General features: G+C 73.6%; 18 protein-coding genes. 8 read left to right on the top strand and 10 right to left on the bottom strand.

Features of this window, described 5'->3' with window-relative positions:
• The first annotated feature begins 564 nt into the window (after positions 1-564).
• From MTP10_RS16990 to holA, 3 genes are all read left to right on the top strand, one after another.
• On the top strand, positions 565-1,119 hold the full coding sequence (locus MTP10_RS16990) for a ComEA family DNA-binding protein (protein WP_310710413.1): 555 nt from the start codon (positions 565-567) through the stop codon (positions 1,117-1,119).
• A gap of 189 nt (positions 1,120-1,308) precedes the next feature.
• Positions 1,309-3,843, top strand: a complete 2,535-nt coding sequence (locus MTP10_RS16985) for a ComEC/Rec2 family competence protein (protein WP_397334472.1) — start codon at positions 1,309-1,311, stop codon at positions 3,841-3,843.
• 206 nt (positions 3,844-4,049) lie between these two features.
• A complete protein-coding gene (holA, locus tag MTP10_RS16980; protein WP_310710411.1) occupies positions 4,050-5,033 on the top strand; it encodes a DNA polymerase III subunit delta in 984 nt (327 codons plus the stop codon).
• A 223-nt stretch (positions 5,034-5,256) separates the two neighbouring features.
• Here holA and MTP10_RS16975 read toward each other — a convergent pair whose 3' ends face one another.
• Positions 5,257-5,742 (bottom strand): MarR family transcriptional regulator, encoded by a 486-nt coding sequence (locus tag MTP10_RS16975; protein ID WP_310710410.1) that lies wholly within the window; start codon positions 5,740-5,742, stop codon positions 5,257-5,259.
• Positions 5,743-5,811: 69 nt separating this feature from the next.
• Here MTP10_RS16975 and MTP10_RS16970 point away from each other — a divergent pair, with 69 nt between their 5' ends.
• Positions 5,812-7,035 carry an MFS transporter gene (locus tag MTP10_RS16970; protein ID WP_310710409.1) on the top strand — a complete coding sequence of 408 codons (1,224 nt, stop codon included), beginning with the start codon at positions 5,812-5,814 and terminating at the stop codon, positions 7,033-7,035.
• Here MTP10_RS16970 and MTP10_RS16965 read toward each other — a convergent pair.
• The 6 genes from MTP10_RS16965 to MTP10_RS16940 all read right to left on the bottom strand — a co-directional run bounded on the left by MTP10_RS16965 (position 6,965) and on the right by MTP10_RS16940 (position 15,966).
• Positions 6,965-7,663, bottom strand: coding sequence for an ABC transporter ATP-binding protein (locus MTP10_RS16965; RefSeq protein ID WP_310710408.1), 699 nt, complete (start codon positions 7,661-7,663; stop codon positions 6,965-6,967). The two genes, MTP10_RS16970 and MTP10_RS16965, sit on opposite strands and share 71 nt — an antisense overlap.
• Positions 7,653-8,576 (bottom strand): ABC transporter ATP-binding protein, encoded by a 924-nt coding sequence (locus tag MTP10_RS16960; protein ID WP_310710407.1) that lies wholly within the window; start codon positions 8,574-8,576, stop codon positions 7,653-7,655. The genes MTP10_RS16965 and MTP10_RS16960 overlap by 11 nt, the downstream gene beginning before the upstream one ends.
• Before the next feature lie 82 nt (positions 8,577-8,658).
• The gene (locus tag MTP10_RS16955) at positions 8,659-11,271 is read right to left on the bottom strand and encodes an FtsX-like permease family protein (protein WP_310710406.1); all 2,613 of its coding nucleotides are present in this window, start codon (positions 11,269-11,271) and stop codon (positions 8,659-8,661) included.
• The gene (locus tag MTP10_RS16950; RefSeq protein WP_310710405.1) at positions 11,268-14,360 is read right to left on the bottom strand and encodes an ABC transporter permease; all 3,093 of its coding nucleotides are present in this window, start codon (positions 14,358-14,360) and stop codon (positions 11,268-11,270) included. The genes MTP10_RS16955 and MTP10_RS16950 overlap by 4 nt, the downstream gene beginning before the upstream one ends.
• Positions 14,361-14,576: 216 nt before the next feature.
• Positions 14,577-14,846 carry a 30S ribosomal protein S20 gene (gene rpsT / locus MTP10_RS16945; protein ID WP_310710404.1) on the bottom strand — a complete coding sequence of 90 codons (270 nt, stop codon included), beginning with the start codon at positions 14,844-14,846 and terminating at the stop codon, positions 14,577-14,579.
• Positions 14,847-14,976: 130 nt separating this feature from the next.
• On the bottom strand, positions 14,977-15,966 hold the full coding sequence (locus MTP10_RS16940; protein ID WP_310710403.1) for a hypothetical protein: 990 nt from the start codon (positions 15,964-15,966) through the stop codon (positions 14,977-14,979).
• Positions 15,967-16,021: 55 nt separating this feature from the next.
• Between MTP10_RS16940 and lepA the strand changes: the two genes are divergently transcribed.
• Positions 16,022-17,851, top strand: coding sequence for a translation elongation factor 4 (gene lepA, locus MTP10_RS16935; RefSeq protein ID WP_310710401.1), 1,830 nt, complete (start codon positions 16,022-16,024; stop codon positions 17,849-17,851).
• Between the two features lie 72 nt (positions 17,852-17,923).
• Here the strand turns inward: lepA and MTP10_RS16930 are convergent, their stop codons facing one another.
• Together MTP10_RS16930 and MTP10_RS16925 are read right to left on the bottom strand one after the other, a co-directional pair.
• Complete coding sequence (locus MTP10_RS16930; protein WP_310710400.1) at positions 17,924-19,564, bottom strand: DUF6297 family protein; 1,641 nt, start codon at positions 19,562-19,564, stop codon at positions 17,924-17,926.
• Positions 19,561-20,187: an ABC transporter ATP-binding protein gene (locus tag MTP10_RS16925; RefSeq protein WP_310710399.1), complete on the bottom strand. Its 627-nt coding sequence runs from the start codon at positions 20,185-20,187 to the stop codon at positions 19,561-19,563. The genes MTP10_RS16930 and MTP10_RS16925 overlap by 4 nt, the downstream gene beginning before the upstream one ends.
• A gap of 124 nt (positions 20,188-20,311) precedes the next feature.
• On the opposite strand from MTP10_RS16925, the gene MTP10_RS16920 reads away from it, so the two are divergent.
• Positions 20,312-20,686, top strand: a complete 375-nt coding sequence (locus tag MTP10_RS16920) for a hypothetical protein (RefSeq protein ID WP_310710398.1) — start codon at positions 20,312-20,314, stop codon at positions 20,684-20,686.
• Between the two features lie 40 nt (positions 20,687-20,726).
• On the opposite strand, the gene MTP10_RS16915 is transcribed toward MTP10_RS16920, so the two are convergent.
• Positions 20,727-21,386, bottom strand: coding sequence for a helix-turn-helix domain-containing protein (locus tag MTP10_RS16915; RefSeq protein ID WP_310710397.1), 660 nt, complete (start codon positions 21,384-21,386; stop codon positions 20,727-20,729).
• Positions 21,387-21,408: 22 nt separating this feature from the next.
• Between MTP10_RS16915 and MTP10_RS16910 the strand changes: the two genes are divergently transcribed.
• Positions 21,409-22,818: an MFS transporter gene (locus MTP10_RS16910; protein WP_310710396.1), complete on the top strand. Its 1,410-nt coding sequence runs from the start codon at positions 21,409-21,411 to the stop codon at positions 22,816-22,818.
• Positions 22,819-22,924: 106 nt separating this feature from the next.
• The gene (locus MTP10_RS16905) at positions 22,925-23,557 is read left to right on the top strand and encodes an MOSC domain-containing protein (protein WP_310710395.1); all 633 of its coding nucleotides are present in this window, start codon (positions 22,925-22,927) and stop codon (positions 23,555-23,557) included.
• The last annotated feature ends 123 nt before the right edge of the window (positions 23,558-23,680 follow it).

Genomic DNA, 23,680 nt, shown 5'->3' with positions numbered 1-23,680 from the left:
CGTGACGCCCATGCTCAGGACGCCCATGCTCAGGACGCCCATGCTCAGGACGTCCACTCCCATGACGTCTACTCTCACGACGCCCGTCGCGAAGACACCCGTTCCCATGGCACCCGCCCTCGCGACGTGCGTCCTGGTATCGCCCGCCCGCAGGACACCTACCTGCAGAGCGCCTACCCGACCCACTTGCAAGGTCTCCACGACCGAGACACCCACGCCCACCTCGTCGGTGAAGCAGGACTGTCCCATGACGCGGACCTTGCCGGTGACTCGGACTTTGCTCGTGCGGCGCCCCCTGCCCGTCCAGCGCGCCCGGTCCGTGACGCGGAGCTGGCCCGTGACGCGGAGCTAGCCCGTGCGGCAGTCCCTGCCCGTGAACCGAACATCCTCGCCCGTGAAAGCAACGCCGGCCCCATGGCGGACCTCACCCCAGGGACGGTTCGAACTCCACTGGCCCCAACCTTGCCCCCCTCCTTCCAAGCATTCCGCGCCGCCGTCTCCACCAAGGCACCCGCCCTGGACCCAGGCCGCCCAGGCCTACGCGTACTCCTGACCCTGGCCGTCATGGCAGCACTGGCCGCCGGCATCTTCCTCTGGCGCTCGGAGCCGACCCCCGAGCCGCTCCCCGTCGCGTCCCCCATCGCGTCCCCGGCCGCCCATCCACCCCGTCCGGCGGCCCCATCGGCAGCCACCCCCACTGCCGAGATCACCATTCACATCACCGGCAAGGTCCGTAAGCCCGGCATCTACACCCTCCCCATGGGCGCACGCGTGGCCGACGCGGTGAAGGCCGCCGGGGGAGTGCGCCGACCCGAGGCCGCCGCATCGGTCAACCTGGCGAGACGCCTGGCCGACGGCGAACAGATCACCGTAGGCGCCGCCGGCCCCGGCAACGCCCCCGGCTCGCCCCTGACCGACCCGGCGACCACGGTGCTCGACCTCAACACGGCCACGCCCGACCAACTGGACCAACTGCCCGGCGTCGGCGAAGTCCTGGCAGCACGCATCGCCGACTTCCGCACCGCCCACGGCGGCTTCACCAACGTGGAGCAACTCCAGGAAGTGCCGGGCATCGGCGCCAAAAAGTATGAAGAAATCAAGGGCAAGGTCCGCATCTGACATGCCCGCGACCCCTGAAGGCACGGGACTCGACTCCGCGGCATCGGACTCCCCGGCGCCCGGAGTCCAAATGATCGGCGGCCATACGTGGATCCTCACCTGCCCTGCCCTGCCCTGGCCGTCTGGGCCGTCACTCTGGCCCTCCTGAGCAGCCCGCCCACAGCCGGCCTGACAGTGTCGGCGTTGTCGGTGCTGGGAGCCTTCGGCACAGCGGTCCTCGCGTACCGTCACCACCGCTGGCGGCCCTGGCGGAACGTGATCATCGCCGCCCTGGCCTGTACGGCCGCCGCCTCGGCGTCGGTCGCCACCCGCGTCCACGCCGTCACCACCGCCCCCATCGCCGACCTCGCGAGGCACGGTGCGACGATCACCGCCGAGATCACTCTCGCCGACGACCCCAAAATCAAGCTCGGCCGTTTCCACCAAGAACAGGTCGTCGTCCACGCCACTCTCGACACCTACCGGACGCCTCACCGCCGCGAAGCCGTAAGCCTCCCCGTCCTCGTCCTCGCCCACGGGCCCGAATGGCGCCCTCTCCTCCCCAGTCAACGCGTTCAGGTTGCCGCACGGCTGGCCGAGCCAACCCCGGGCGAACTGACCGCCGCCGTCCTCCTCGTCCGCGGAAGTCCCCAGGTGCTGACATCCCCGAGCCGCCTCCAAGCGATCGCGGGCACGCTGAGGGCCGGTCTGCGGACGGCCACCGATGTTCTCCCACCGGATCAGCGCGGCCTCCTGCCCGGGCTCGTGGTGGGCGATGTCTCCCGCATGGACCCCCAAGTCAGCGCGGACCTCAAGGAATCCGGCCTCAACCATCTCAATGCCGTGAGCGGCACCAACTTGTCCATCGTGGCGGGCGCGGCGCTCGCCCTCTCCCGCGTGGCCGGACTCCCACTCGCTCTGCGAGCCGGCCTCGCGGCCGTGGCGATGATCGGCTTCGCCGTGGTCGCCAGACCGTCCCCGAGCGTCCTGAGGGCGCTTCTCATGGGCCTGGTCGCCGCCATCGCCCTCGGCACCGGCCGCCCCAAGGACGGAATGGCCGCCCTCTCGGCAGCCGTACTCCTACTGATCCTCTTCTCGCCCGACCTGGCCATCTCGTACGGCTTCGCGCTCTCGGTCTGCGCGACGGCCGGCATCCTCCTCCTCGCCCCGCGCTGGCGCGACCGCCTGACCCACCACCCCCGAACCACCGCCGACACCCGAGCAGCGGCCACCTCCCACGCCGACACCCGACCAGCGGCCACCTCCGAAGCCGACACGTCTCCCACCGTCACCACCCTCTACACCTGCACATCTCAATCCGACACGCGCCCGCCCCCCGCCCACACTCGTGATTCCGCCTCCGGCCCGTCAGGCGGGTGGTGCTCCGGCCTGTCAGGCGGGTCGTGTTCCGGCCCGTCAGGCGGGTCGTCCTCCGGCCCGTCAGGGGGACCGCCCTCCGGCCCGTCAGGTGAGGCGCCGTCCACGCGGAGAGGCCGGCTGCCCAGGTGGGTGGCCGAGGCCGTCGCCGTGCCCGCCGCCGCGCAGGTCGCCGTGACACCGATCCTCGTACTGATGGCCGGTCAGGTTTCCCTGGCCGCCATCCCCGCCAACCTGCTCGCCGGCCCGGCGGTGGCGCCCGCGACACTGCTCGGGTTCGCCGCCGCCCTGGTGGCGCCGTTCTGGCCGGAAGCGGCCCGGATCATCGTCATCCCCGCCGGCTACGCGGTGGGCTGGATCATCATGGTGGCCCGCTGGGCCGTGAACCTTCCACTCGCGACCCTGCCATGGCCCGGCGGCATCCCGGGTCTCGCGCTGCTGGCCCTGGCCGCCGTCGCAGTGACGCTCCTGGTCAAGCGTCGGGCCTGGAGGGCGGTGGCGCTGGCGGTGGCGGCCGGGGTCCTGGTCGCGGTCCTGGTCGTACGGCCGGTCGTCGCCCCATGGCCGCCCAGGGCGTGGCTGATGGTGGTGTGCGACGTAGGCCAGGGCGACGGCCTGGTGCTCGCCGCAGGCCCCGGACGAGGTGTCGTGGTCGACACCGGTCCCGATCCCGTCACCATGGACCGCTGCCTGCGACGCTTGGACATCACCGACGTCCCGCTCGTCATCCTCACTCACCCGCACGCCGACCACATCGACGGGCTGTCCGGCGTCCTACGGGGCAGGCGCGTGGGCGCCGTCGTCGTCAGCCCGCAGCGCACCCTCGACAACCAGGCGTCCCGCCTGACGGCGGACCTCGCCCGGCAACGCATCCCGCAGTGGACGGCGCCACCCGGCACCCACTGGCGGCTGGGCCCCTCAGAGCTGACCGTCCTGGCTCCCGAACCCACCCGCGACCCGCCCACCGGCCAAGGAGAGGGCAGTGCCGCGAACAACTCCAGCGTCGTGGTCCACGTACGCTGGCGAGCCGGCTCGGCGCTGCTGAGCGGCGACATCGAGACCGAAGCCCAGGATGCCCTGCTGCGCGGAGGCATGTTGCCACCGGCCGACATCCTCAAGGTGCCGCACCACGGCTCGCCCAGGCAGGACCCCGCGTTCTTCGGCGCGGTGAGTGCCCGTGCCGCGCTGATCAGCGTGGGGGAGGGCAACGACTACGGTCATCCGGCGCAACCCACGCTCTCGCTCCTCCGGCGCCTGGGCGCACGGGTCTACCGCACGGACCGCTCGGGCGACCTGGCCGTGGTGGAACGGGAGGGACGCCTGGCGATCGTGACCCGCGGTTCGCAGGGAGGTGATCGACCTCCCTGATACCGCGACTTCGCGGCACTCGTCCCCTTGGGCCGTGCGGGGGTGGGTGCGCGTGCCAGACGCCCGGGTGAGGACAGTGGAGCCACTTGCCGGAGCAGGCCCCACGACTCGTCGGGCAGCGGTCGCTGGAGGAAGGCTTCCACGAGTGAGCCGACGGGTGATCACCAGGAGACTCCGCGAGTACCGGGTTGTCGGTGGAGCGTGGGATGCTGCTCGACATGGCGGGAAGCGATCCAGCACTCGTGACCTTGGTCGTCGGCGACGAGGAGTTGCTGGCCGAGCGGGCGGTCGGCGCCGTCGTGGCGGCGGTGCGGGCCGGTGACCCCGGAGCCGAGGTTCATGATCTCGTGGGGTCCAGGATGGGGAAGGGAGAGCTGCTCCAGCTCACCTCGCCGTCGCTCTTCGGTGACCGTTCCGTGGTGGTGATCAGGTCCGCGCAGGATCTGCCCAAGGAGGTCGCCGCCGAGATCGTGGCGTACGCCTCGCACCCGTCGGGCGACACCGTGCTCGTGCTGGCGCACCCGGGTGGGGCGAAGGGCAAGGCGCTCGTCGACGGGCTCAAGAAGGCCCGGGCGAGCGTCGTCACGGTGGTCAAGCCGACCAAGGCGGGGGAGCGGCTCGACTTCATCAGGACCGAGTTCAAGCGGGGGGGCCGTTCGATCGCGTCCGACGCCGCGCAGGCGCTGCTCGACGCCGTGGGCAACGACCTGCGCGAGCTGGCGGCCGCGTGCAACCAGCTCATGTTCGACACCGAGGAGAAGACGGTCACCGTCGCCGCCGTGGCCCGCTATCACAAGGGGCGGGCCGAGGTCACGGGGTTCAACGTCGCGGACTCGGCGGTGGAGGGGCGACTCGCCGAGGCTCTGGAGCAGTTGCGCTGGGCGCTCGGCACCGGGGTCGCGCCCGTGCTGCTGGTGAGCGCGCTGGCGGGCGGGCTGCGGTCGATCGCCAAGGTGGCCGGGGCTCCGCGTAACCTCCGGGGCGGCCAGCTGGCAAGCCACCTGGGCATGCCGCCCTGGAAGATCGAGCGTGTCAAACGGCAGGTCAACGGCTGGGGGCCGCAGGGGCTGTCGCGGGCCATCCAGGCCGTGGCCGAGGCGGACGAGCAGGTCAAGGGCGGCGGCGCCGACCCGGCGTACGCGCTGGAGCACGCGGTCCAGGTCATCGTGGCGAGCCGCACGGGCCGCTAGCTCGTGCCGTGACCGGTCATGTTCACCCCGGTGCGAATCGGGCATCAGCCTCGATCCTCGATGCGGCGGGAGAGCTCGGCTTGCCGGGTCCGGGAGAGCTCGGCTTGCTGGGGCATGGGGGCCTCACGTAGGTCGAGCTTGAGGTCGCCGGCCATCCTCCGCAACGTTCCGGGCTCGTACGATCGGCAGCTCTACCTCCGGCGACACGATGCCGCCGCACGGTTCAGCGGTCGGTTTCGACGTGGTGGAGCAGGCGTTTGAGGAGGGCGTCCAACGTCTCCTGTTCCGCCGTGTCCAGGGCCGACAGCAGGTCCGACTCCACCTCCCCCCGGATGGCCATCGCGTCGGTCCACAGCTCGTGCCCCTTGGAGGTGAGCTCCACGTCCACCCGGCGGCGGTCGCCTTCGCCGCGGACCCGCCGCACCAGGCCCGAGCGCTCCAGGGTGTCGAGGCGGCCCGTCATGCCCGCCGGTGACAGCAGCAGCTCCGCCGCCAGCTCCGACGGCGTGGCGGAGCCGCCGGCCGCGACCAGCCGGTGCAGTGTCTCGAACTCGAAGTCCTGCATGCCGACCTGCGTCAGCGCCGCCTCCTTGGTGTGCGCCAGGTGCTTCACCAGGTGCTGCATGCGCGTGACGACGCCCTCCACCCGCTCCTCGTAGGGCGCCTTGCCACGCCAGCGCGCCAGGTGCCGATCGACCGAGTCCTCCACGGGCCTGATCATACGCAGAAAAAGTATTTCGTTGACGAAAGATTCGCTGACGAAATAATATACCGAGCCATGATGAGTCGTCTGCTGATCGGGCGCGGCCTCTCCGCCCTGGCCACCGCTCTGATCCCCACCACCCTCACCCTTGCCGTCCTGCGCCTCTCCGGGGGCGCCGACGGGCTCGGACTGGTGCTGGCGTGCGAGCTGGTCCCGCTGCTGGTGTTCCTCCCCGTCGGCGGGGTGCTGGCCGACCGGCTGCCACCCGCGCGGGTGATCCTGCTCGCCGATCTCGTACGCTGCCTGGCCCAGGTCGCCATCGGCGCCGAGCTGATCGCCGGGTCCGGGCGCCTGGCCGTGCTCGCCGTGCTGTCGGCGGTGTCCGGCGTGGCCATCGCCTTCGGCATGCCGGCGGTGCCGCGCCTGGTGGCGGCCGTGGTGCCCGGGCCCGAGCGGTTGCGCGTGAACGCGCGGATCGGCGTCGTCACGAGTGTGTCCGCCGTGGCCGCCCCCGCGCTGGCCGGCGGGGTGGCCCTGGTGGTGGGGCCGGGCTGGGCGGCCGCGCTGACGGGCGTCCTGTTCGCCGGCTCGGCGCTCACCCTGGGAGGAGTCCGCGCCGGTGCGAGCCCGGTCGACGCGGCGCGCCTCCAGGGCGAGGCGAAGGGGTTCGGGCGCGAGCTGGCCGAGGGGTGGCGGGAGGTCAGGGTGCGGCCGTGGTTCCTGCGCGGGGTCCTCGGCCACGGGGTCTGGCATTTCACCGCCGGTCTCTTCCTCACCCTCGGTCCCATGGCCGCCGTCCGGAGCCTCGGCGGCGAGGGCGCGTGGGTGCTGATCGCCCAGTGCGGCACGGCCGGCCTGGTCGTGGGCGTGCTCGCCGCGCCGCGCCTGCCGGTCCGCCGGCCGATCGTCGCGGTGCAGGTCGCCGCCGCCCTGTACGCCCTGCCGCTGGTGGCCCTGGCCGTCCCGGCTCCCGCCTGGGCCGTCGCCGGCGCGTACTTCGTGGCCATGTGCGGTCTCGGCGTCCTCAGCCCGCTGTGGGAGACCGTCGTGGCGCAGGAGATCCCGGAGGCCGCGCTGGGCCGGGTGCGGGCGTTCGACCAGCTCATCTCGTTCGCGTCGCGGCCGTTCGGACTGGCCGTGGCGGCGCCGCTGGCGGGGCTCACGGGCGCGGCCGGGCTGCTGCTCGCGGGCGCCGCCCTCGTCGCCGCGGCGAACCTGGCGGCGATCGTCAGGACTCCTGGGGTACCACCTCGTGCAGCACTCCGTCGGCGATCTCCAGTACGCGATCCGCGAGGGTGATGAGTCCCGGGTCATGGGTGGCGACCAGCGCCGTCACGCCCTCGCCGCGTACCAGTGCCCGGATCAGCTCCATGATCTGCCGCCCGGTCTGCGAGTCGAGCTGGCCGGTCGGCTCGTCGGCCACCAGCAGCCGCGGCCGGTTGGCCAGGGCCCGGGCGATGGCCACGCGCTGCCGCTGCCCGCCCGACAGCTCGTACGGCCGCTGGTTGCCGTGCCGCTCCAGCCCCACGAGGGCGAGCAGCATCCGCACCCGCTCCTCCCGCTCGGCGGCGGGCGTGCGGGTGAGCCGCATCGGGACGCCGACGTTCTCCGCCGCCGACAGCACCGGCACCAGCCCGAACGACTGGAACACGAACCCGACCACGTCCCGGCGCAGCCCCACCAGGTCGTCCTCGGCCATCGCCGTGACCTCCTGCCCGGCCACGACCACCCGGCCGGCGTCGGGCCGGTCGAGGCCGCCGATCTGGTTGAGCAGCGTGGTCTTGCCGGACCCCGACCGCCCCCGGATCGCGATCAGCTCGCCGGGGAACGCCTCGAACGTCACCCCCCGCAGCGCCACGACCTCCTTCGGCCCGGTGCGGTAGACCTTGCGCAGCCCCTCGACCACGACCAAGGGCTCACTGCTCACCCGAGGGCTCCTCTCTCGCCGGCCATACGCCGATATGGTCGGATTCGAGCTCCAGGCGTACCCGTCGCTCCATCTGCAGCGCGTTCATGAAGTCGCGCGGAAGCTGCAGCCGCCCGACCCGGTCGAGCACCGCGTACTCCTCGGCCACGACCTGGCCCTCCGCGCCCTCCCTGCGCAGCGTCTCGCTGCTGGTGCGGCCGTCGCGGATGCCGATCGTCCGGTCCACCTGCTCCGACACGAGCGGGTCGTGGGTCACGATGACCACGGTCACGCCCAGCTCCCGGTTGGCCTTGCGCAGGGCGTCGAACACCTCCTCGGAGGTGTCGCTGTCCAGCTCACCGGTCGGCTCGTCGGCCAGGATGAGCTGGGGGGAGTTGGCCAGCGCGACGGCGATGGCCACCCGCTGCTGCTCGCCGCCGGACAGCTCGCCGGGTGTGCGCCCGGCCCGGTCGCCGACGCCGAGCAGCTCCAGCAGCTCCATCGCCCGGCCGCGCCTGCGCCGGCCGGCCAGCCGTACCGGCAGCTCGGCGTTCTCGCGGGCGGTCAGGTACGGGAGCAGGTTGCGCGCCGTCTGCTGCCAGACGAAGCCGCCCCCCTCCCGCCGGTAGCGCAGCCGGTCCTTGGCCGTCATCGACAGCAGGTCCATGCCCGCCACCCTGGCCACACCCGCGGTGGGCACGTCCAGCCCGGACAGCACGTTCAGCAGCGTCGACTTCCCGGAGCCGGACGCGCCGACGACGGCGACCAGCTCCCCCTTGTCCACGAGGAGGTCCAGCCCCTGGAGGGCGACCACCTCGACGCCCTCGGTCTTGTAGATGCGGACGAGGTTGTCGCAGACGATGTGGGCGTCGCCGCCGAAGTCCGCCCTGGGCGCGCCGGCCCGGGCCTCCAGCTCGGACAGCGTGGTGTTCATGCCGGGATCACCTGCTCACGGAGAGGTTGTGGTCGGTCGTACGAGCACAGGCACGGGTACGCCGGTCTCGTGGAACGCCGCGTCATGCGAGGTCGCCCCCTCGCAGGAGCGTCCCGGAGCCGCGCCGGCGGCCCGCCGCGGTGTGGACGTACGCGCCTAGCCCGGCGACGACGGCGAGCCCGGCCGCCAGCAGCAGCGGCACGGCCAGGTCGGGCGCGTACCCCTCGACGGCCACCCCGCCCGCGTACGACGACAGGTCGATGCCGGGCCCGAGCGCCGCGGGCAGCGCGAGCCCCAGCACCAGGCCGGCCAGGGCGGTGACGAGCACGAGAGGCAGGATCTCCAGCGCGGTCAGCCCGCGCGCCTGCCGCTCCGACAGCCCGAGGGGGCGCAGGAACGCCAGCGCCCGCGTCCGGTCCGCCGCCCCGATCACCAGCACGACGACCACGGCGACCAGCGCGTACGCGGCCAGGGCGCCGGTGGTGACGCGCAGGACCACCCGCACGGTCCCGGTGAGCGGGGCGTCGCGGATCGCGGCCAGCTCGGCGGCCTGCGAGGTCACGACGGCCGTCGGCCCGCCGACGGCCCTGGTCACCGCCGCCGGGTCGGCGTCGCCCTTGATCAGCAACGTGTTCACGGAGGGCCGCGCGTTGACCTCCAGCGGCACCACGAGGAACTTGCCGCGGGTGAAGAAGCCGGGCACGGCCGTGACCACGCCCCGCTCGGTCAGCTTCGTCCGGGCCTGCCAGCCGATGTCCATCGTGCCGCGGCCGTGCAGCTCCGGGGACACCAGCGCGGGCACCCCGGAGGCGGAGGCGGGCAGCGGGGGCAGGCCGACGGGGGAGCCGGCCAGCAGCCGCCGCCAGGCCGCCACGTCGACGGCGATGGCCTCGGCCCGCTCGCCCGTGTAGCCGAGCTGAACCTGCCCGGTCTGCGCGGGCAGCACCAGCTCCACACCGGGCACCGCCCGGACCCGGTCCACCACGCCGGCGGGCAGCTCGACCCGCGACGTCACCTTGATCGACGCGCCGGTGGCCTGCCAGGCGGCCAGCCGCTGCGCGGTCTCCACGCCACCGGCGATCACCGAGGCGAACACCGACACGGCCAGCGCCGGCAGCAGGATGAGCACCGGCAGCACGCTGGCGGGCCGCGCCCGCGCCGCCCGGGTCAGGCCGAGGTACGGCACGGCCGCCCGGCCGCGGGACGCCAGCCGTACGAGCAGGCGCAGGGGGTACGGGTAGCACCGGATCGTCACGAGGGCGGCGGCCACGGTCAGCGCCACCGGCACCACCAGCAGGAACGGGTCGTCGCCGGCCTCGCCCGCCAGGCTGCGGGAGCGCAGCAGGTACGCCCCGGCCAGCGCGAGCACGACGACCAGCGCCTCCAGCGTGACCCGGCGCAGCGGGGGCCGGGCGGCGGCCACGTCGTCGCGGCGCTCGCGCAGCGGCGCGTGGTGGACGACGACCGGCCGCACGGCGGCGAACCCGACGGCCACGGCGAGCACCAGCGCCGGCCCGGCGTGGACGACGAACGTGGCGGGTCCGGGCACCAGCCACGACAGGGCGTGCCCGGCGACGGCGGCCGGCACGGCGGCCAGCGCCACCGGCCCCGCCCCGGCGAAGGCCAGCTGTGGCAGGGACGCGCCGCGCGCCCGGGCGAGCGCCAGCGCCGGGTCGGCCCGTTCGGACAGCAGCCGCACGCCCAGCACGATCACGCCGGCGGACACGGCCAGCAACCCGCCGAGCACGAGGACCATCACGGTCCGCGCGGTGCCCTGCGCGGTGAGGAAGCCGTCGAGCAGCCCGGGCAGCCCGGTCACCAGCCGGTAGCGGCCGGAGGCCGGCGTCTCCACCGACACCGTCCGCTCGTAGTCGGCGACGGCGTCCTTCACCTCGGCGGCGCCGAGCGAGGTGGGCGCGGCCGGGTCCAGACCGAGCACCCAGGTGTAGACGAGGTTGCGGTCGTCGCCGTTCAGCCGTGTCAGGCCGGCCTCGGAGATGAGGGCCGTGGCGCGCCGCTCCAGGTCGGTCTTGCCGGGCGGCTGCGTCTCGGTGACCCGCAGGACGTCGGCGTGGTGGGTCCAGTAGCGGTCGGCCGGGTCGTACGCGGCGAACACGCCCACGACCTTGACGGCCGCGTAGTCGCTCTCGCCGAGGATCCGCGTGGCGCCGATCTCCAGCCCCATCTTGGCGCGGGCGTCCTCGGAGACGCCGACCTCGAACACGGGAATGCTCTCCCGCTCGTACGTCATGGAGCCCGGCGCGCCGGGCCGCCTGCCCTCGACCCAGCGCACCCGCCGGTCGGCGTCGGACAGCCAGCCGAGGTTGAGGTACCGCATGCCGCCGGTGCCGTGGACCGGCGTGTCGTACGTCGTGGCGCTGGCGTGGCTGGTGCCCCGGCCGGGCGGCAGCACGAGCGGCCGGAGCGGCGCGGGCAGGAGCGAGCGCAGCCGCTCCTCGCCGGCGGCGAACTGGGCGGGCTCGCGCAGGGTCGCCTCCGCCGAGGCCGGCTCCACCTGCGCGAGGAGGTCGGTCTGCAACGCGGCCGCGTCGCTCAGGGACGCGTGCAGGGCTTCGTCGAAGGACGCCTGGACGGCCCGCGGCAGCCCGCCGACCAGCAGGCAGGCGCTCAGCGTGAGCACGGCCAGCAGCGTCACGGGGCCGAGATGGACGCGCGCCGGCACCAAGGACTTCACTGGAGCTCCCCCAGGCGGGCGCCGCGCCCGCGCACCGCGCGCGCGAGCCCGGCGACGATGGCGAACAGCAGGGCCGTCACCAGCGCCAGCATGCCGGCGGTGGCGGCCCAGGGAACGTCGAGCACCACGTCCGGCGTGACGGCCGACGCCTGCCCGGTGAGCACGACGTGCGGCACGACGAGCACGTTCATGACGGCGGCGAGCGCGGTGCCCGCCACCAGCGACAGGCCGACGACGAACGCCTGCTCCACGGCCAGCAGCCCGAGCACCTGCCGCGAGCCGACCCCCAGCGCCCGCAGCACGGCGAACTCCGCGGCCCGCTCCCTGACCGCGACCGTGGCGTTGACCAGGAACCCGAGCACCGCGAACACCAGCGCCGCCACGAATCCGAGGATCAACGCCCCCTGCAGGCCGCCGGCGAGCGGGTCGTCGCGCAGCGCGGTGGTCAGCTCGCGTCGGTCGACCGCGGTCACGTCCCACTCGGGCCGGCGGTCGAGGGCGGCTCGGGCGGGCGCGGTGTCGCCGTCGCGCACGGCCAGCCACCATTCGGTCGCGGGCCGCGGCTGCTGCCCGGCCGCCAGGGCGCGGGACTGGAGCGCCGCCCAGTCGGCGAGAACGGCCTGCTGGTCGCCGGCCGTCGTGGGCATCCGCTCGACGATGCCGGCCACCTCCACCTCGACGACGTCCCGGTCCAGCGTGACGCGCCCCCTCTGCCCGGCCCGCAGCTTGAGCGACTCGGCGAGCCCGGCCGTGAGCACCACGGGCAGCGGCCCGGCGGCCGGGACCGCGCCCGGCGTGAAGACGGCCGGCCGGATCCCGGTGGCCTCCAGCGGCCCGGAGCCGCCCGGCACGGCGAGTGGCCGGCCGCCCGCGCTCAGGCCGGTCAGCGTCACCTCGGCCCGGCCCTCCGCGACCGGCCCGGCGGTGACGCCGCGGATCCGCAGCGGGTAGGCGATCTTCCCGCCCCGCCCGGCCAGGCCGCTCAGGTCGGCCTCGAAGCGGTTGTCGCCGGCGCGCAGGGCACCCAGGGGGAGGTCGCGCCACATGCCGAGCGCGTCGGAGACGGTCAGCCGCAGCGGCGCCGCGCCGTCCGACCGGACCTCGACCGTGAGCGTGGCGGGCCGGCCGGGGACCTCCAGGCCACCCGAGCCCGGCCCGGCGGGGCGCAGCGCGCGGGACAGCTCGCCCGCGTCCCGGTCCGACAGGTCCGGGCGCAGCCTGAACAGCTCGGCCAGCCGCGTGGCGTCGAGGCCGAGCAGCACGGCGTCGCCGCCGCCGAACTCGGCCTGTCCCCGGAACGCCGGGGAGATCGCCGTGACGCCCGGCAGCGCGGCGAAGGCCGTGCCACGCCCGAGGGCTCCCAGCTCCGGCCCGTCGGGAGGCCCGGAGAGCCGCAGGTCGGCGCCCGCCCGGTGGTCCGCCTGGTCCTGCTGCGAGGTCCGCCAGGTGGCGGCTGTGGCCATCGACATGATCCCGATCGCGATGGCCATGGTCAGCAGCAGCGCGGGCCCGGAGTACCGCAGCGGGCGCCTGCTGACCTGCCAGGCGCCGAGCGCGGGGGCGAGCGCCCGGCGGCGCGCCGTCAACCGCTCGGCGAGCCGGGACACGCGCGGCACCAGCCGCAGGCCCAGCATGCCGCCGGTGAGCAGCGCCAGCGCGGGCCCGGAGACGATCAGCGGGTCGACGCCCAGCTCGCCGGTGGCCGTGGCGGTGACGGGCGAGCCGTACCGGCGTAGCTGCCAGATGGCCAGCACGGCGACCACGAGCAGCGCCACGTCGGCGCCCGCCCGCTCGACCAGGCCGCGCCCGACGCCGCGCCCGCGTGTCGCCTGCTCCTCGACGTACGTACGGCGGGCGCCCGCGAGCGCGGGCAGCACGAGCAGCCCGGCCGAGGCCAGCGCCACGCCCGTGGACACCAGGAACGTGCCCGGCCCGGCCTGCGGCGTCAGCCGCACGCCCGAGGCCGCGATCCACGGCAGCGACCCGATCAGCGACAGCAGGGGCGGCCCGAGGAACGGCGCGACCGCCGCGCACGGCAACGCCACCAGCAGCGCCTCGCCGGCCGCCAGCGCGGCCAGCCGGGACGTGCCCGCGCCGCGCGAGCGCAGCAGAGCGACCTCCATCCGGCGGTGGTCGGCGAGCAGCCGCGCGGTGAGCATGAGCGCGTACGCGGCCAGCAGCAGAAGCTGGAGCACCGGGATGAGCATGGTGGAGCGGGCCACCAGCGCGGCCGTCCCGAGCTGGGACAGCAGCTCCGGCAGGCGGCTGGTGGCGGTGCAGGACCGGCAGCCGGAGTCCTGGAGGGCCTGGCGCAGCCCGGCCACCCGGCCGGCGAAGGGCCGCAGCGCCTCCGGGGTGAGGCCGCGCAGGTCGGGGACGGCGGTCCAGGTGGCGTTGACGCTGGTGGCGAAGCGGGTGAGGAACGTCTCACGGGCCACCATCAGCGGCCCGTACGTGGTGAACTGGCCGCTCTCCACGCCCCGGCTGAGCAGCTGCTCGCCGGCCCAGCGGTCGCCGAACGGGTCGTCGAGCTGGAAGACGCCGGTGAGCCGTACCCGTACCGGCCGGTGGTCGAGGCGGCCCTCGGTGGTGAACTCCTGCCCGGCCTTCCAACCGGCCGCCGACGCCGCGGACAGGGACACGGCCGCCTCGATCTGGCCGGCCGCGTCCGGCGCGGGCCGCGGCCAGGAGCCCGAGACCAGCCTGGCGTGCCGGTCGAGGCCGTCGTGGGTGCCGAACCTGAGCAGGCCGGGCTGCTCGCGGCGCTCCTGGCCGGGCAGCACGTACGAGTCGGAGCGGATGCTGGTGGTGATCGTGACGGGGGTGCCGGTGTACGCGGCGCCGATCCGCTCACGCACGACCTCGTCCAGCCGGGGGAACGTCTCGGCTGTCACGGGGGTGGAGACGGCCGCGGCCACCTGGCCCAGCGGGGCGGTCTCCATCGCGCGCCGCAGGCCCGCCTCGGCCGTGGACGTGGCGTACATGGTGAGCGACACCAGCGTGGTCGTCGCCAGCAGGATCGACCCGAACGCCGCCAGCAGCAGCAACGGCTCGCTGAGCGCGCGCCTGACCACCCACGGCCCCCGCACGGTGCCCCCTTCCGCCGTCCTGTGTGAACTCTGGGGACTCACCGGGACGAGGGCAAGGGATCTTGGCAACGGTGACGCAGCCGATACGGCGCGGCGACGCCGATGTGATATCGAAACTGTGACACGGAACGGCTGGACATCGCCGTTCTCGGCGGGTACGGGGCGGGGAAATGCAAACGCCGCACTTCACAGGTGAAGTGCGGCGCTCGAACCAGGTTACTTGGCGGCCAGCGCGGCGGCCTGCTTGGCGATCGCCGACTTGCGGTTGGCGGCCTGGTTCTTGTGGATGACGCCCTTGCTGACGGCCTTGTCCAGCTGACGGGCGGCGATGCGCTGCGCCGCGGCGGCCTGCTCGAGGTCGCCCTGCTCGGCGGCCTCACGGAACTTGCGAACGGCCGTCTTCAGGGACGACTTGACCGCCTTGTTGCGCAGGCGGGCCTTCTCGTTCTGCTTGTTGCGCTTGATCTGGGACTTGATGTTCGCCACGAAGAAGCCTCGAAGTAAGTCTGGGTGATGGATGGGGCGCGCGGGCTCGAGAGAGGGCGCGCCACACGCAGTTGTACAGGATACCAATAACCCAGGTGGCTGCTCAAATCAACGACCTGGGTGTGCTCCGTCAAACGAGCCACTGTGCAGCGTACTCCCTCCAATCCTCCTCCGTCGCCGCGAAGTCCACGTACAGCGCGAGGCCGAAATTCCGCCGCGGGCCGTGCTCCGACAGCGCCAGCTTGGCGGCGCGCGCCGCGTCCGCCACGCTCTCCGCGCCGTCGCTCCAGGAGACGCCGTGGTCGTGGTACGCGGGGGCGCCGATCAGCAGGTGGGTCCGCTCCGGGACCAGGCCGAGGGCCAGCTCGGCCTGGCGCGCGACGAATCCGCCGTAGAGCGACCCGGACGGCATGCCGGTGTCGTACGTCATGACCGCCACCTGGTCCACGCGCTCCGCGACCCGCCGGAAGTAGTCCTGCGACCAGTACTTGTCGTGGGAGATCGCCGCGCGGGCGGTCAGGCGCATGAGCGGGTACGGCTCGACCTGCGGGGTCGAGGTGGACAGCAGCCTGGTGAGGGGCCTGGTGCGCGCCAGCAGGTCGAGGAACTCCTCGTCGCCGCTGCCGATGGGCTCGAAGTTGTAGTGGACGCCGTCGTAGCCGGCCGCGACCACGTCCCGGACGCCGTCGAGCACGTTGGCCCGGGACTCCGCGTCGTCGAGGTCGAGGGTGCCGTCGACCTTCTGGCCGAGCCAGGCGGAGACGCGGACGCCGGGCAGGGCCTCGCGCACCCACGCCAGGAAGTCACGGGCGGCGGGGTACTTGGCGGGGTCCAAGCGGCCGTCGGCCGCGAACGGACCGGAATGGACGTACACGTCCTTGATGCCCGTGCCGCGCAGCCGTACCGCCAGATTCTGGACATCCTGCCGCGTACGGCGGCCGTCCACCCACATGTGGCCCAGCCAGAGGGCGTCGTTGCCCGTGCTCTTCGCCCAGCCTGCCGGAGCGCCGGTAAACTGGACACGGAACGCGGCGGCCAGGAGGCCGACCAGCGCGACCACGACGACCAAGGCAAGCGCGAGCAGGCGCAGGCCGCGGCGGATGACGGTTCGGGGGATCACCCGGGCATGTCACCATGAAAGACGCTTGACCTCAACCCTGTCGAAACGGACTTCGGTGCGCACTCAGCCTGGCCAGACCGACCCCGCGTTGATCCGCAACTTCTGCATCATCGCGCACATCGACCACGGCAAGTCCACCCTTGCCGACCGGATGTTGCAGATCACCGGCGTGGTGGACGACCGCTCCATGCGCGCGCAGTACCTCGACCGGATGGACATCGAGCGCGAACGCGGCATCACGATCAAGTCCCAGGCCGTCCGGCTGCCGTGGGACGGTCACGTGCTCAACATGATCGACACGCCCGGCCACGTCGACTTCACCTACGAGGTGTCGCGCTCCCTCCAGGCGTGCGAGGGCGCGGTCCTGCTGGTCGACGCCGCCCAGGGCATCGAGGCCCAGACCCTGGCCAACCTCTACCTGGCCATGAACGCCGACCTGCACATCATCCCGGTGCTCAACAAGATCGACCTGCCCGCCGCGCAGCCCGAGAAGTTCGCCGAGGAGCTCGCCGGCCTCATCGGCTGCGAGCCCTCCGACGTGCTGCGCGTGTCCGGCAAGACCGGTGCGGGCGTGCGCGAGCTGCTCGACCACGTGGTCGCCTCCGTGCCGGCGCCGGTGGGCGACGCCGACGCCGCCGCCCGCGCGCTGATCTTCGACTCGGTGTACGACACCTACCGGGGCGTCGTCACGTACGTCCGGGTGATCGACGGCCACCTGAGCAAGCGCGAGCGCATCCTCATGATGTCCACCGCCGCCACCCACGAGACGCTGGAGATCGGCGTCATCTCGCCCGAGCCCAAGCCCGCCGAGCGCGGCCTGGGCGTCGGCGAGGTGGGCTACCTCATCACCGGCGTGAAGGACGTCCGCCAGTCACGTGTCGGCGACACCGTCACCTCCTCGGCCAAGCCGGCCGGCGAGATGCTGGCCGGCTACGAGCACCCCAAGCCCATGGTGTTCTCGGGCCTGTACCCGATCGACGGCGACGAGTACCCCGAGCTGCGCGAGGCGCTCGACAAGCTCCAGCTCAACGACGCCGCGCTGGTCTACGAGCCGGAGACGTCGGCCGCGCTCGGCTTCGGCTTCCGCGTCGGCTTCCTCGGCCTGCTGCACATGGAGATCGTGCGTGAGCGGCTGGAGCGCGAGTTCGGCCTGTCGCTGATCTCGACCGCCCCCAACGTCGTCTACCGCGTGGTCATGGAGGACGGCAGCGAGCTCACGGTCACCAACCCGTCGGAGTTCCCCACCGGCGGCAAGATCGCGCAGGTCTTCGAGCCGGTCACCAAGTCCACGATCCTCGCGCCGTCCGAGTTCATCGGCGCGATCATGGAGATCTGCCAGGGCCGTCGCGGGCAGCTCAAGGGCATGGACTACCTGTCGGAGGACCGCGTCGAGATCCGCTACACGCTGCCGCTCGGCGAGATCATCTTCGACTTCTTCGACCAGCTCAAGTCCCGCACCCGCGGCTACGCCTCGCTCGACTACGAGCCCGCCGGCGAGGAGGAGGCCGACCTGGTCAAGGTCGACATCCTGCTGCAGGGCGAGCCGGTCGACGCCTTCAGCGCGATCGTGCACAAGGACAAGGCGTACGCCTACGGCGTCGACATGGCCAAGAAGCTGCGCGAGCTGATTCCGAGGCAGCAGTTCGAGGTGCCCATCCAGGCGGCCATCGGCGCCCGCGTCATCGCCCGCGAGAACATCCGCGCCATCCGCAAGGACGTCCTCGCCAAGTGCTACGGCGGCGACATCTCCCGCAAGCGCAAGCTGCTGGAGAAGCAGAAGGAGGGCAAGAAGCGCATGAAGATGGTCGGCCGCGTGGAGGTCCCGCAGGAGGCGTTCGTCGCCGCCCTGTCGACCGACGCCGGCGCCGACAAGTCCAAGCGCTGACCCTCGCCCGCGTCCGGCCATCGTCCGGCCATCGCCGCGCCCGGTTCCCCGGGCGCGGCTCTCCACCGCTTCTCAGCTGATCGTCGGCTTCCGCGCCCTCAGCAGGTAGGTCGCGAGCATCAGCGGACCCGTGACGGCCTGCGCCACCAGCAACACGGCCAGGCCGTCCGGCGGGGCCAGGAGCGCGACGACGGCCGGCAGGCAGCCGGCCAAGGCGATGTCGACGCCGGTCAGCGCCCAGAGCAGCGGGCCCGTGGGGATGGCGCCGCCCGGGGTGTCGATGACCGGCATGGAGTGGTCGATGGGCCGCCTGCGTGCCATCCGGAGCGCCCCGGCGGCCACGGCGGGCGCGACTGCCGGGCCGAACGCCCACCACGCCCCGGCGGGCAACGCGCCCACCAGCGTCAGGCCGGTCAGCGCGGCGGCCGTCCAGGCGCCGGCGAGGAGCGCGGGCAGCATGGCCCGGGCGGCGAGTGCCGGTCGCAGGCCGACGGCGGCGAGCCTGGCCAGGGTGGGATTATCGCCGTCCCGGCGCGCCCCCGCCACAGCGGCCGCCGCCACGGCCACGGCCCCGGCCAGGACGGCCGCCGCCGTAGGCACTCCCGGTCCGCTGGTCGTGACGCCCAGGGCCTGGGCCAGGATGGCGGGGAGGGCGGCGGAGGCGGCCATCGCGATCAGGCGGCCCGGCCGGCGGGCGAGGCGGCGCCAGTCGTGCCAGGCCAGCGCCGCCGGAGCCGGAAGCGACGGCCACCTCCTGGACCGCAGCCTCCTGGCGCTCCAGTGGTTGTCCTCGGCGATCCAGGTCAGCGCCCCGGGATCGAGGAGCACGGCCGCCCGGGTGACGTGCGCCGCCCGGGTGGAGGCGGCCAGCACGGCTCCGGCCGGCATGCGGTCCAGGGTGGCCCACGCCTGCCGTACGAGGAGAGCGGCTGTCAGGGCGGCCGTCACAGCGACGCCCGCCACGACGGCGGGTGGAGCGGCGGCCACGGCGCCCACCGCTCCCAGGACCGCGTGGAGGACAGCGGGGACGAGCCCTGCCTCGCCTCCCGTGACACCGCCGATCCCTGACACGCTTCCGGCACCCGTCATCAGGTCGGCTCCGGTGAGTGCGGGACGGGCTGTCCGGGAGCCCATCGCCGTCACGCTCAGCACCACGGCCAGCGTCACCAGCGTGCCCGTCGCGATGCCCAGCCAGCCGTCCCAGAGCCTGGACGCCTGCTCCAGAACGGCCAGGGCCATGGTGCTCACCGTCGCGCCCACGCCGACCACCAGGGCCCCGGCCAGCCGCCAGAGGAGCCGGTCCGGCGCGCCGAGCACGGCGAGCAGCGCCACCCCGAGCAGCGCGCCCGCCACCACGGCGGCCACCAGCAGCAGGCGCGCCGTCCGGCCCAGGATTGCGCGCCGTCCCAGCGGCGCCAGCAGCAGCCATGACGCGTCGGGAGCGGACAGCGCCACGGGCCCGGCCGCCCGGGCGGCGGCGGTGAACCCGGCGAAGGCCAGCACGACCAGCGCCAGTCCCGCGCTCATGCGGGCCGTCGTGGTCGCCCCCGCCATGCTCGCGAGCAGCGAGGAGATGGGATGCGCGGCGACGACACCCACGAGGGCGACGCCGAACACGGTGACGTACCGGTCGAGCGCGCTCGTGGAGCCCTGCCGCCGCTGCCGCAGGAACCACCGCACCGCGGCGGGATCAGGGGAGTGCGGGGAGCTCATGCCGTCGCCTGGCCGGCGGGGGAGACCTGGCGTGCGCGGGCCGCCAGGGCGGGGTCGTGCGTGGCCATGACGACGGTGCCACCGCCGGCCGCGTACGCGTCGATCAGCTCGCCGAGCCGTACGCGGAAGGAGGCGTCCAGCCCGCGCTCGGGCTCGTCGAGAAGGAGCAGCCGGCTGGGCCGGAGGAAGGTGGCGGCCAGGGAGAGTCGCTGGCGCTGGCCGGTGGACAGGTTCTGCGGCGGCGCGTCGGCGCGCCCGGCCAGGGCGAAGACGCTCAGAGCCGCTTCGGCGGTCATGCGCGGCGCGCCGTGGACGGCCTGGACGAGTTCCAGGTGCTCGCGGCTGGTCAGGCCGGGGTACCAGGCGGGCTCGTCGGCCAGCAGCGCGACCTCCCGCCAGAACGCGGCGTCGTCGGCGGGTGGGGCCCCGAACACGGTGACTCGGCCCCCGCCGACCGGCTGGAGGCCGGCCAGGCAGCGGAGCAGCGTGGACTTGCCCGAACCGTTCTGGCCCACGACGGCGACGATCTCGCCGGGGGAGGCGCTCAGCGAGAACCCTTCGAGGACGGGGCCGTCACCAAGGGCGACATGGAGGTCTTCGGCGACGACGGTCTGTTCGTACACCGTTCGAGCCTAATCCGTAGATCGTCTCGCGCGGGTTGCTGATGTGCGGCCCGGGCAGCCGGATTCTGTCGGTGGCGCCGTCTAGCGTTGGTGTTCACGAACACCTGTGCGACTGGAGAGAGACATGCTTGCTGCTGAGAGGTTCGAGCGGGCGGCCGTGCTGGGGGTCGCGATGGCCGAGGAGATGCGGCGGCTGCTGCGGCTGCACCTGGTGCCGGCGGATCGGGCGAAGGACGGAGCCATTGTGATCGACGTGCCCTACCCCGACGCGGCCGTGGTCACGGCCGTGCTCGACGTGGCGGCCGACTGTTTCGGGGAGCGGGGTGCCACCCTGGAGGAGACCCGGCAGGCCGCGCTGGAGAAGCTGTTACAGCTGGCGGGCTTCGATGCCGAGTCGCAGCTCAACCTGGCAGGCGCGGTCGCGCGTGACCGTGCCGGCAAGGCGGCCCGCGACCGTGCGGACCGGTTCGCTGACCGGGCCGGCTGGAGCCGCCTGTGACCGTGACGGCACCAGGGGGTGAGGCCCCGCCGGGCGGAGCTCAGGCCGGGGGAGGGCTCAGCAGGCCGCGCACCAGGGCCCGTACCCCTTTGGCGTAGGTGTCGCGGGCCGTCAGCTCCTCCCATCGGCCGCCCAGCGAGGCGATCCTGGGGAACTGCGCCGCGTCGAGGTTCTCGAACACCTGGCTCCGGTACGTCGGCCTGCCGTCCTCGCGCCGGCGCGCGGCGGCCGCGCGCGCGGCGATCTCGCCCGCCGTGTAGTGCCAGATGATCCGGTACGCGTCCACGGCGTCCTCCGCGGTCAGGCCCGCCTGGACGGCCGCGTCGATGATCTGCTCCGGGTACCACAGCGCGCGGGCCGACATCAGATCGTCGGCCCTGAGCACCTCGACGATCCACGGGACATCCATGAGCGCCACGCGCATGGCGACGGCGGCGGCCACGATCCGCTCGCCCGGGTCCGCGGACCCCGCCTGCGGCTCGGGTCGCGGCACGCCGGCCGCGTAGTCGTCCAGGAGCAGCAGGAGCAGCTCGTCCTTGTCGCGCACGTGGTGGTAGAGGGCCATCGGCGTGGCGTCCACCTCGCGGGCCAGCCTGCGCATGGTCAGTGCCTGCGTGCCCTCCTCGTCGATGACGCGGTGGGCCGCGGAGACGATGTCCGCCTTGGAGATCTTGGGGGGTCTCCCCGTGCGCGCCGGCATCCTGCCATGTTACTTTCTATACATGTATAAAAAGTCGCCATGGGCGGCAGTGGGCGTGCTCGCGTTCGGCGTGGCCGTCGGCACCCTCCAGATGACGGCCGTGGTCCCGATGCTTCCCGTGCTGCAACGCGAGCTCCACGCGCCGCTGACCTCCGTCTCCTGGGTACTCACCGCCTCCCTGCTCTCCGGCGCGGTCACCATCCCGCTGCTGTCACGCCTCGGCGACCTGTACGGCAGGCGTCCCGTGGCCGTCGCCACCCTCCTGCTCCTGGTCGCCGGGTCGGTCATGGCCGCCCTGGCCGGCACGCTGTCCGTGGTCATCGCCGGCCGGGCGCTCCAGGGCGTGTCCGCAGCCCTCCTGCCCCTGGCCATGGGCATCGCCCGGCAGAAGGTGACGCGCGACCGGCTGCCCACGGCGATCGGCGTGCTGAGTGCCATGATCGGCGTCGGCAGCGGGGCCGGCATGATCCTCGCGGGCCTGGCCGGAGGCGGCTACCAGGCGCTGTTCTGGACCCTTGCGGGGCTCGGGGCGGCCGGAGTGGTACTGATCATGCTGTTCGTCCGTGAGCCCGTCCGTCTTCAGGCCGCCGGACGTCCCGACTACGCGGGCGCGGCGCTGGTGGCGTCCTGGCTGGTCTGCCTGCTGCTGGCCGTCAGCAAGGGCGCGGCCTGGGGCTGGACCTCGGCGGGCACACTGGGGCTGCTCGCGGCGAGCGTCGTGCTGTTCGCCCTCTGGGTGCTCTCGGCCCGGCGGGCCGTGTCTCCGCTCATCGAGATCCCGATGCTGCTGCACCGGGGGACCGTCGGGGCGACGGTGGCGTCGCTGCTGCTGGGGTTCGCACTGTTCGGCACCATCACCACGCTGTCGTCCGTGGCCCAGGGAAGGCTCGGCGCCTCGGTCCTCCAGGTCGGCCTTTACCTGCTGCCGGCGGCGCTGCTGATGCTGACGGTCTCGCTGCTCGCCGGCCGCCTGATGCGCCGGTTCGCGGCGGCGTCGCTGGTCGGCGCGGGGTCCGTGGTGGTGGCGGTCGCCGCCCTCTGGCTCAGCGTCTTGCACGGGTCGCCGGCGAGCCTGTACGGCGCGTCGGCCGTCCTGGGCGTGGGGATCGGGCTCGGTTACGCGGCGCTCGGCACGATGGCGGTCGAGCATGTCGAGCCGGCCAGGACGGCGGCGGCCGGAGGCGTGAACTCGCTGGTCAGGGTGGTGGGGAGCAGTCTGGCCGGCGCGGTCACGGGAGCGGTGCTGTCCGGCGCCGGGGCGGGGTGGAGCTTCGCCGTCTCGGCCATGGCGGCCCTGGTCTCGGCGATCTTCGGCTTCGTGCAGGGCGTGTACGGCGCCCGCCGTGCCGAGGACGTTCGCGGGGCCGCCGGCGACGGTGCGGCCGGTGCCTCCGGCCGGGCGACGGTGCTCGCGGTCGAGGAGTCGGTGTGATGGGTGAGAAGAACTGCCTGTCTCGCACGAGCTCGGGTTTCTGAAGCGGGGGAAGGGGCCGGAAAAGGGATCGCCGCCGGGGAGCGGCTCGGTTACCGTCGGCGCTATGCGGGTCATCTCGGTAAATGTCGGGAAAGTAGTGGACGCCCCCTGGGCCGGTAAGACCGGGCGCACGGCGATCGACAAGGCACCGGTGCTCGACCGGGTGGAGGTACGCCCCGAAGGGGTCGCCGGTGACGGCCGGGGCGATCTGGTCAACCACGGCGGCGGCGACCACGCCGTCTACGCGTACGCGCGCGAGGACTACGACTGGTGGGAGGCCGAGCTGCGACGTGGGCTGCGTGATGGCAGGTTCGGCGAGAATCTGACGACCGAGGGACTCGACGTCAACGGCGCGGTGCTGGGGGAGCGGTGGCGTGTCGGGTCGGCCGTGCTGGAGGTGAGCGGGCCACGGGTGCCGTGTGTGGTGTTCCGCAACTGGATGGACGAGCCGGGATGGGTGCGCCGGTTCACGGAGGCCGGGCGGCCGGGCGCGTACCTGAGGGTGGTGGAGACGGGCGAGCTGGGCGCCGGCGACGGAGTGCGGATCGTGCACCGGCCGCACGACGGGGTGACGGTGGCCGAGGCGTTCCGGGCGTTCCACGGCGACAAGGAGCTGCTGCGGCGCGTGCTGGCGGTCCCGGGACGCTCCGCCTTCTGGGACGACGTGGCCGGCCGGGTGCTCGGAGCGGCACGTTGACCTGAGCGAGCCCCATCCGCCCGGCCTTGCCGGACCCGCACCGCCGTGGAGGGGAGCCGGGGAAGGCGTGACCCGTGGTCCGGGTGGCCGTAGTGCGGGTGGCCCGTGATGTGGGCCCGTGGT

Source organism: Nonomuraea sp. 3-1Str (genome assembly GCF_031570565.1).
GTDB lineage: Bacteria > Actinomycetota > Actinomycetes > Streptosporangiales > Streptosporangiaceae > Nonomuraea.
The sequence above is the reverse complement of the archived record's forward strand: the minus strand, read 5'-3'. Positions and strand labels throughout refer to the sequence as shown.

Coding starts and splice junctions, on each gene's coding strand:
- MTP10_RS16930 (WP_310710400.1), bottom strand. CDS start 19,564: ATGAGCTCCCCGCACTCCCCTGATCCCGCCGCGGTGCGGTGGTTCCTG.
- MTP10_RS16915 (WP_310710397.1), bottom strand. CDS start 21,386: ATGCCGGCGCGCACGGGGAGACCCCCCAAGATCTCCAAGGCGGACATC.
- MTP10_RS16970 (WP_310710409.1), top strand. CDS start 5,812: ATGATGAGTCGTCTGCTGATCGGGCGCGGCCTCTCCGCCCTGGCCACC.
- MTP10_RS16990 (WP_310710413.1), top strand. CDS start 565: ATGGCAGCACTGGCCGCCGGCATCTTCCTCTGGCGCTCGGAGCCGACC.
- MTP10_RS16905 (WP_310710395.1), top strand. CDS start 22,925: ATGCGGGTCATCTCGGTAAATGTCGGGAAAGTAGTGGACGCCCCCTGG.
- MTP10_RS16960 (WP_310710407.1), bottom strand. CDS start 8,576: ATGAACACCACGCTGTCCGAGCTGGAGGCCCGGGCCGGCGCGCCCAGG.
- holA (WP_310710411.1), top strand. CDS start 4,050: ATGCTGCTCGACATGGCGGGAAGCGATCCAGCACTCGTGACCTTGGTC.
- MTP10_RS16920 (WP_310710398.1), top strand. CDS start 20,312: ATGCTTGCTGCTGAGAGGTTCGAGCGGGCGGCCGTGCTGGGGGTCGCG.
- MTP10_RS16910 (WP_310710396.1), top strand. CDS start 21,409: ATGTATAAAAAGTCGCCATGGGCGGCAGTGGGCGTGCTCGCGTTCGGC.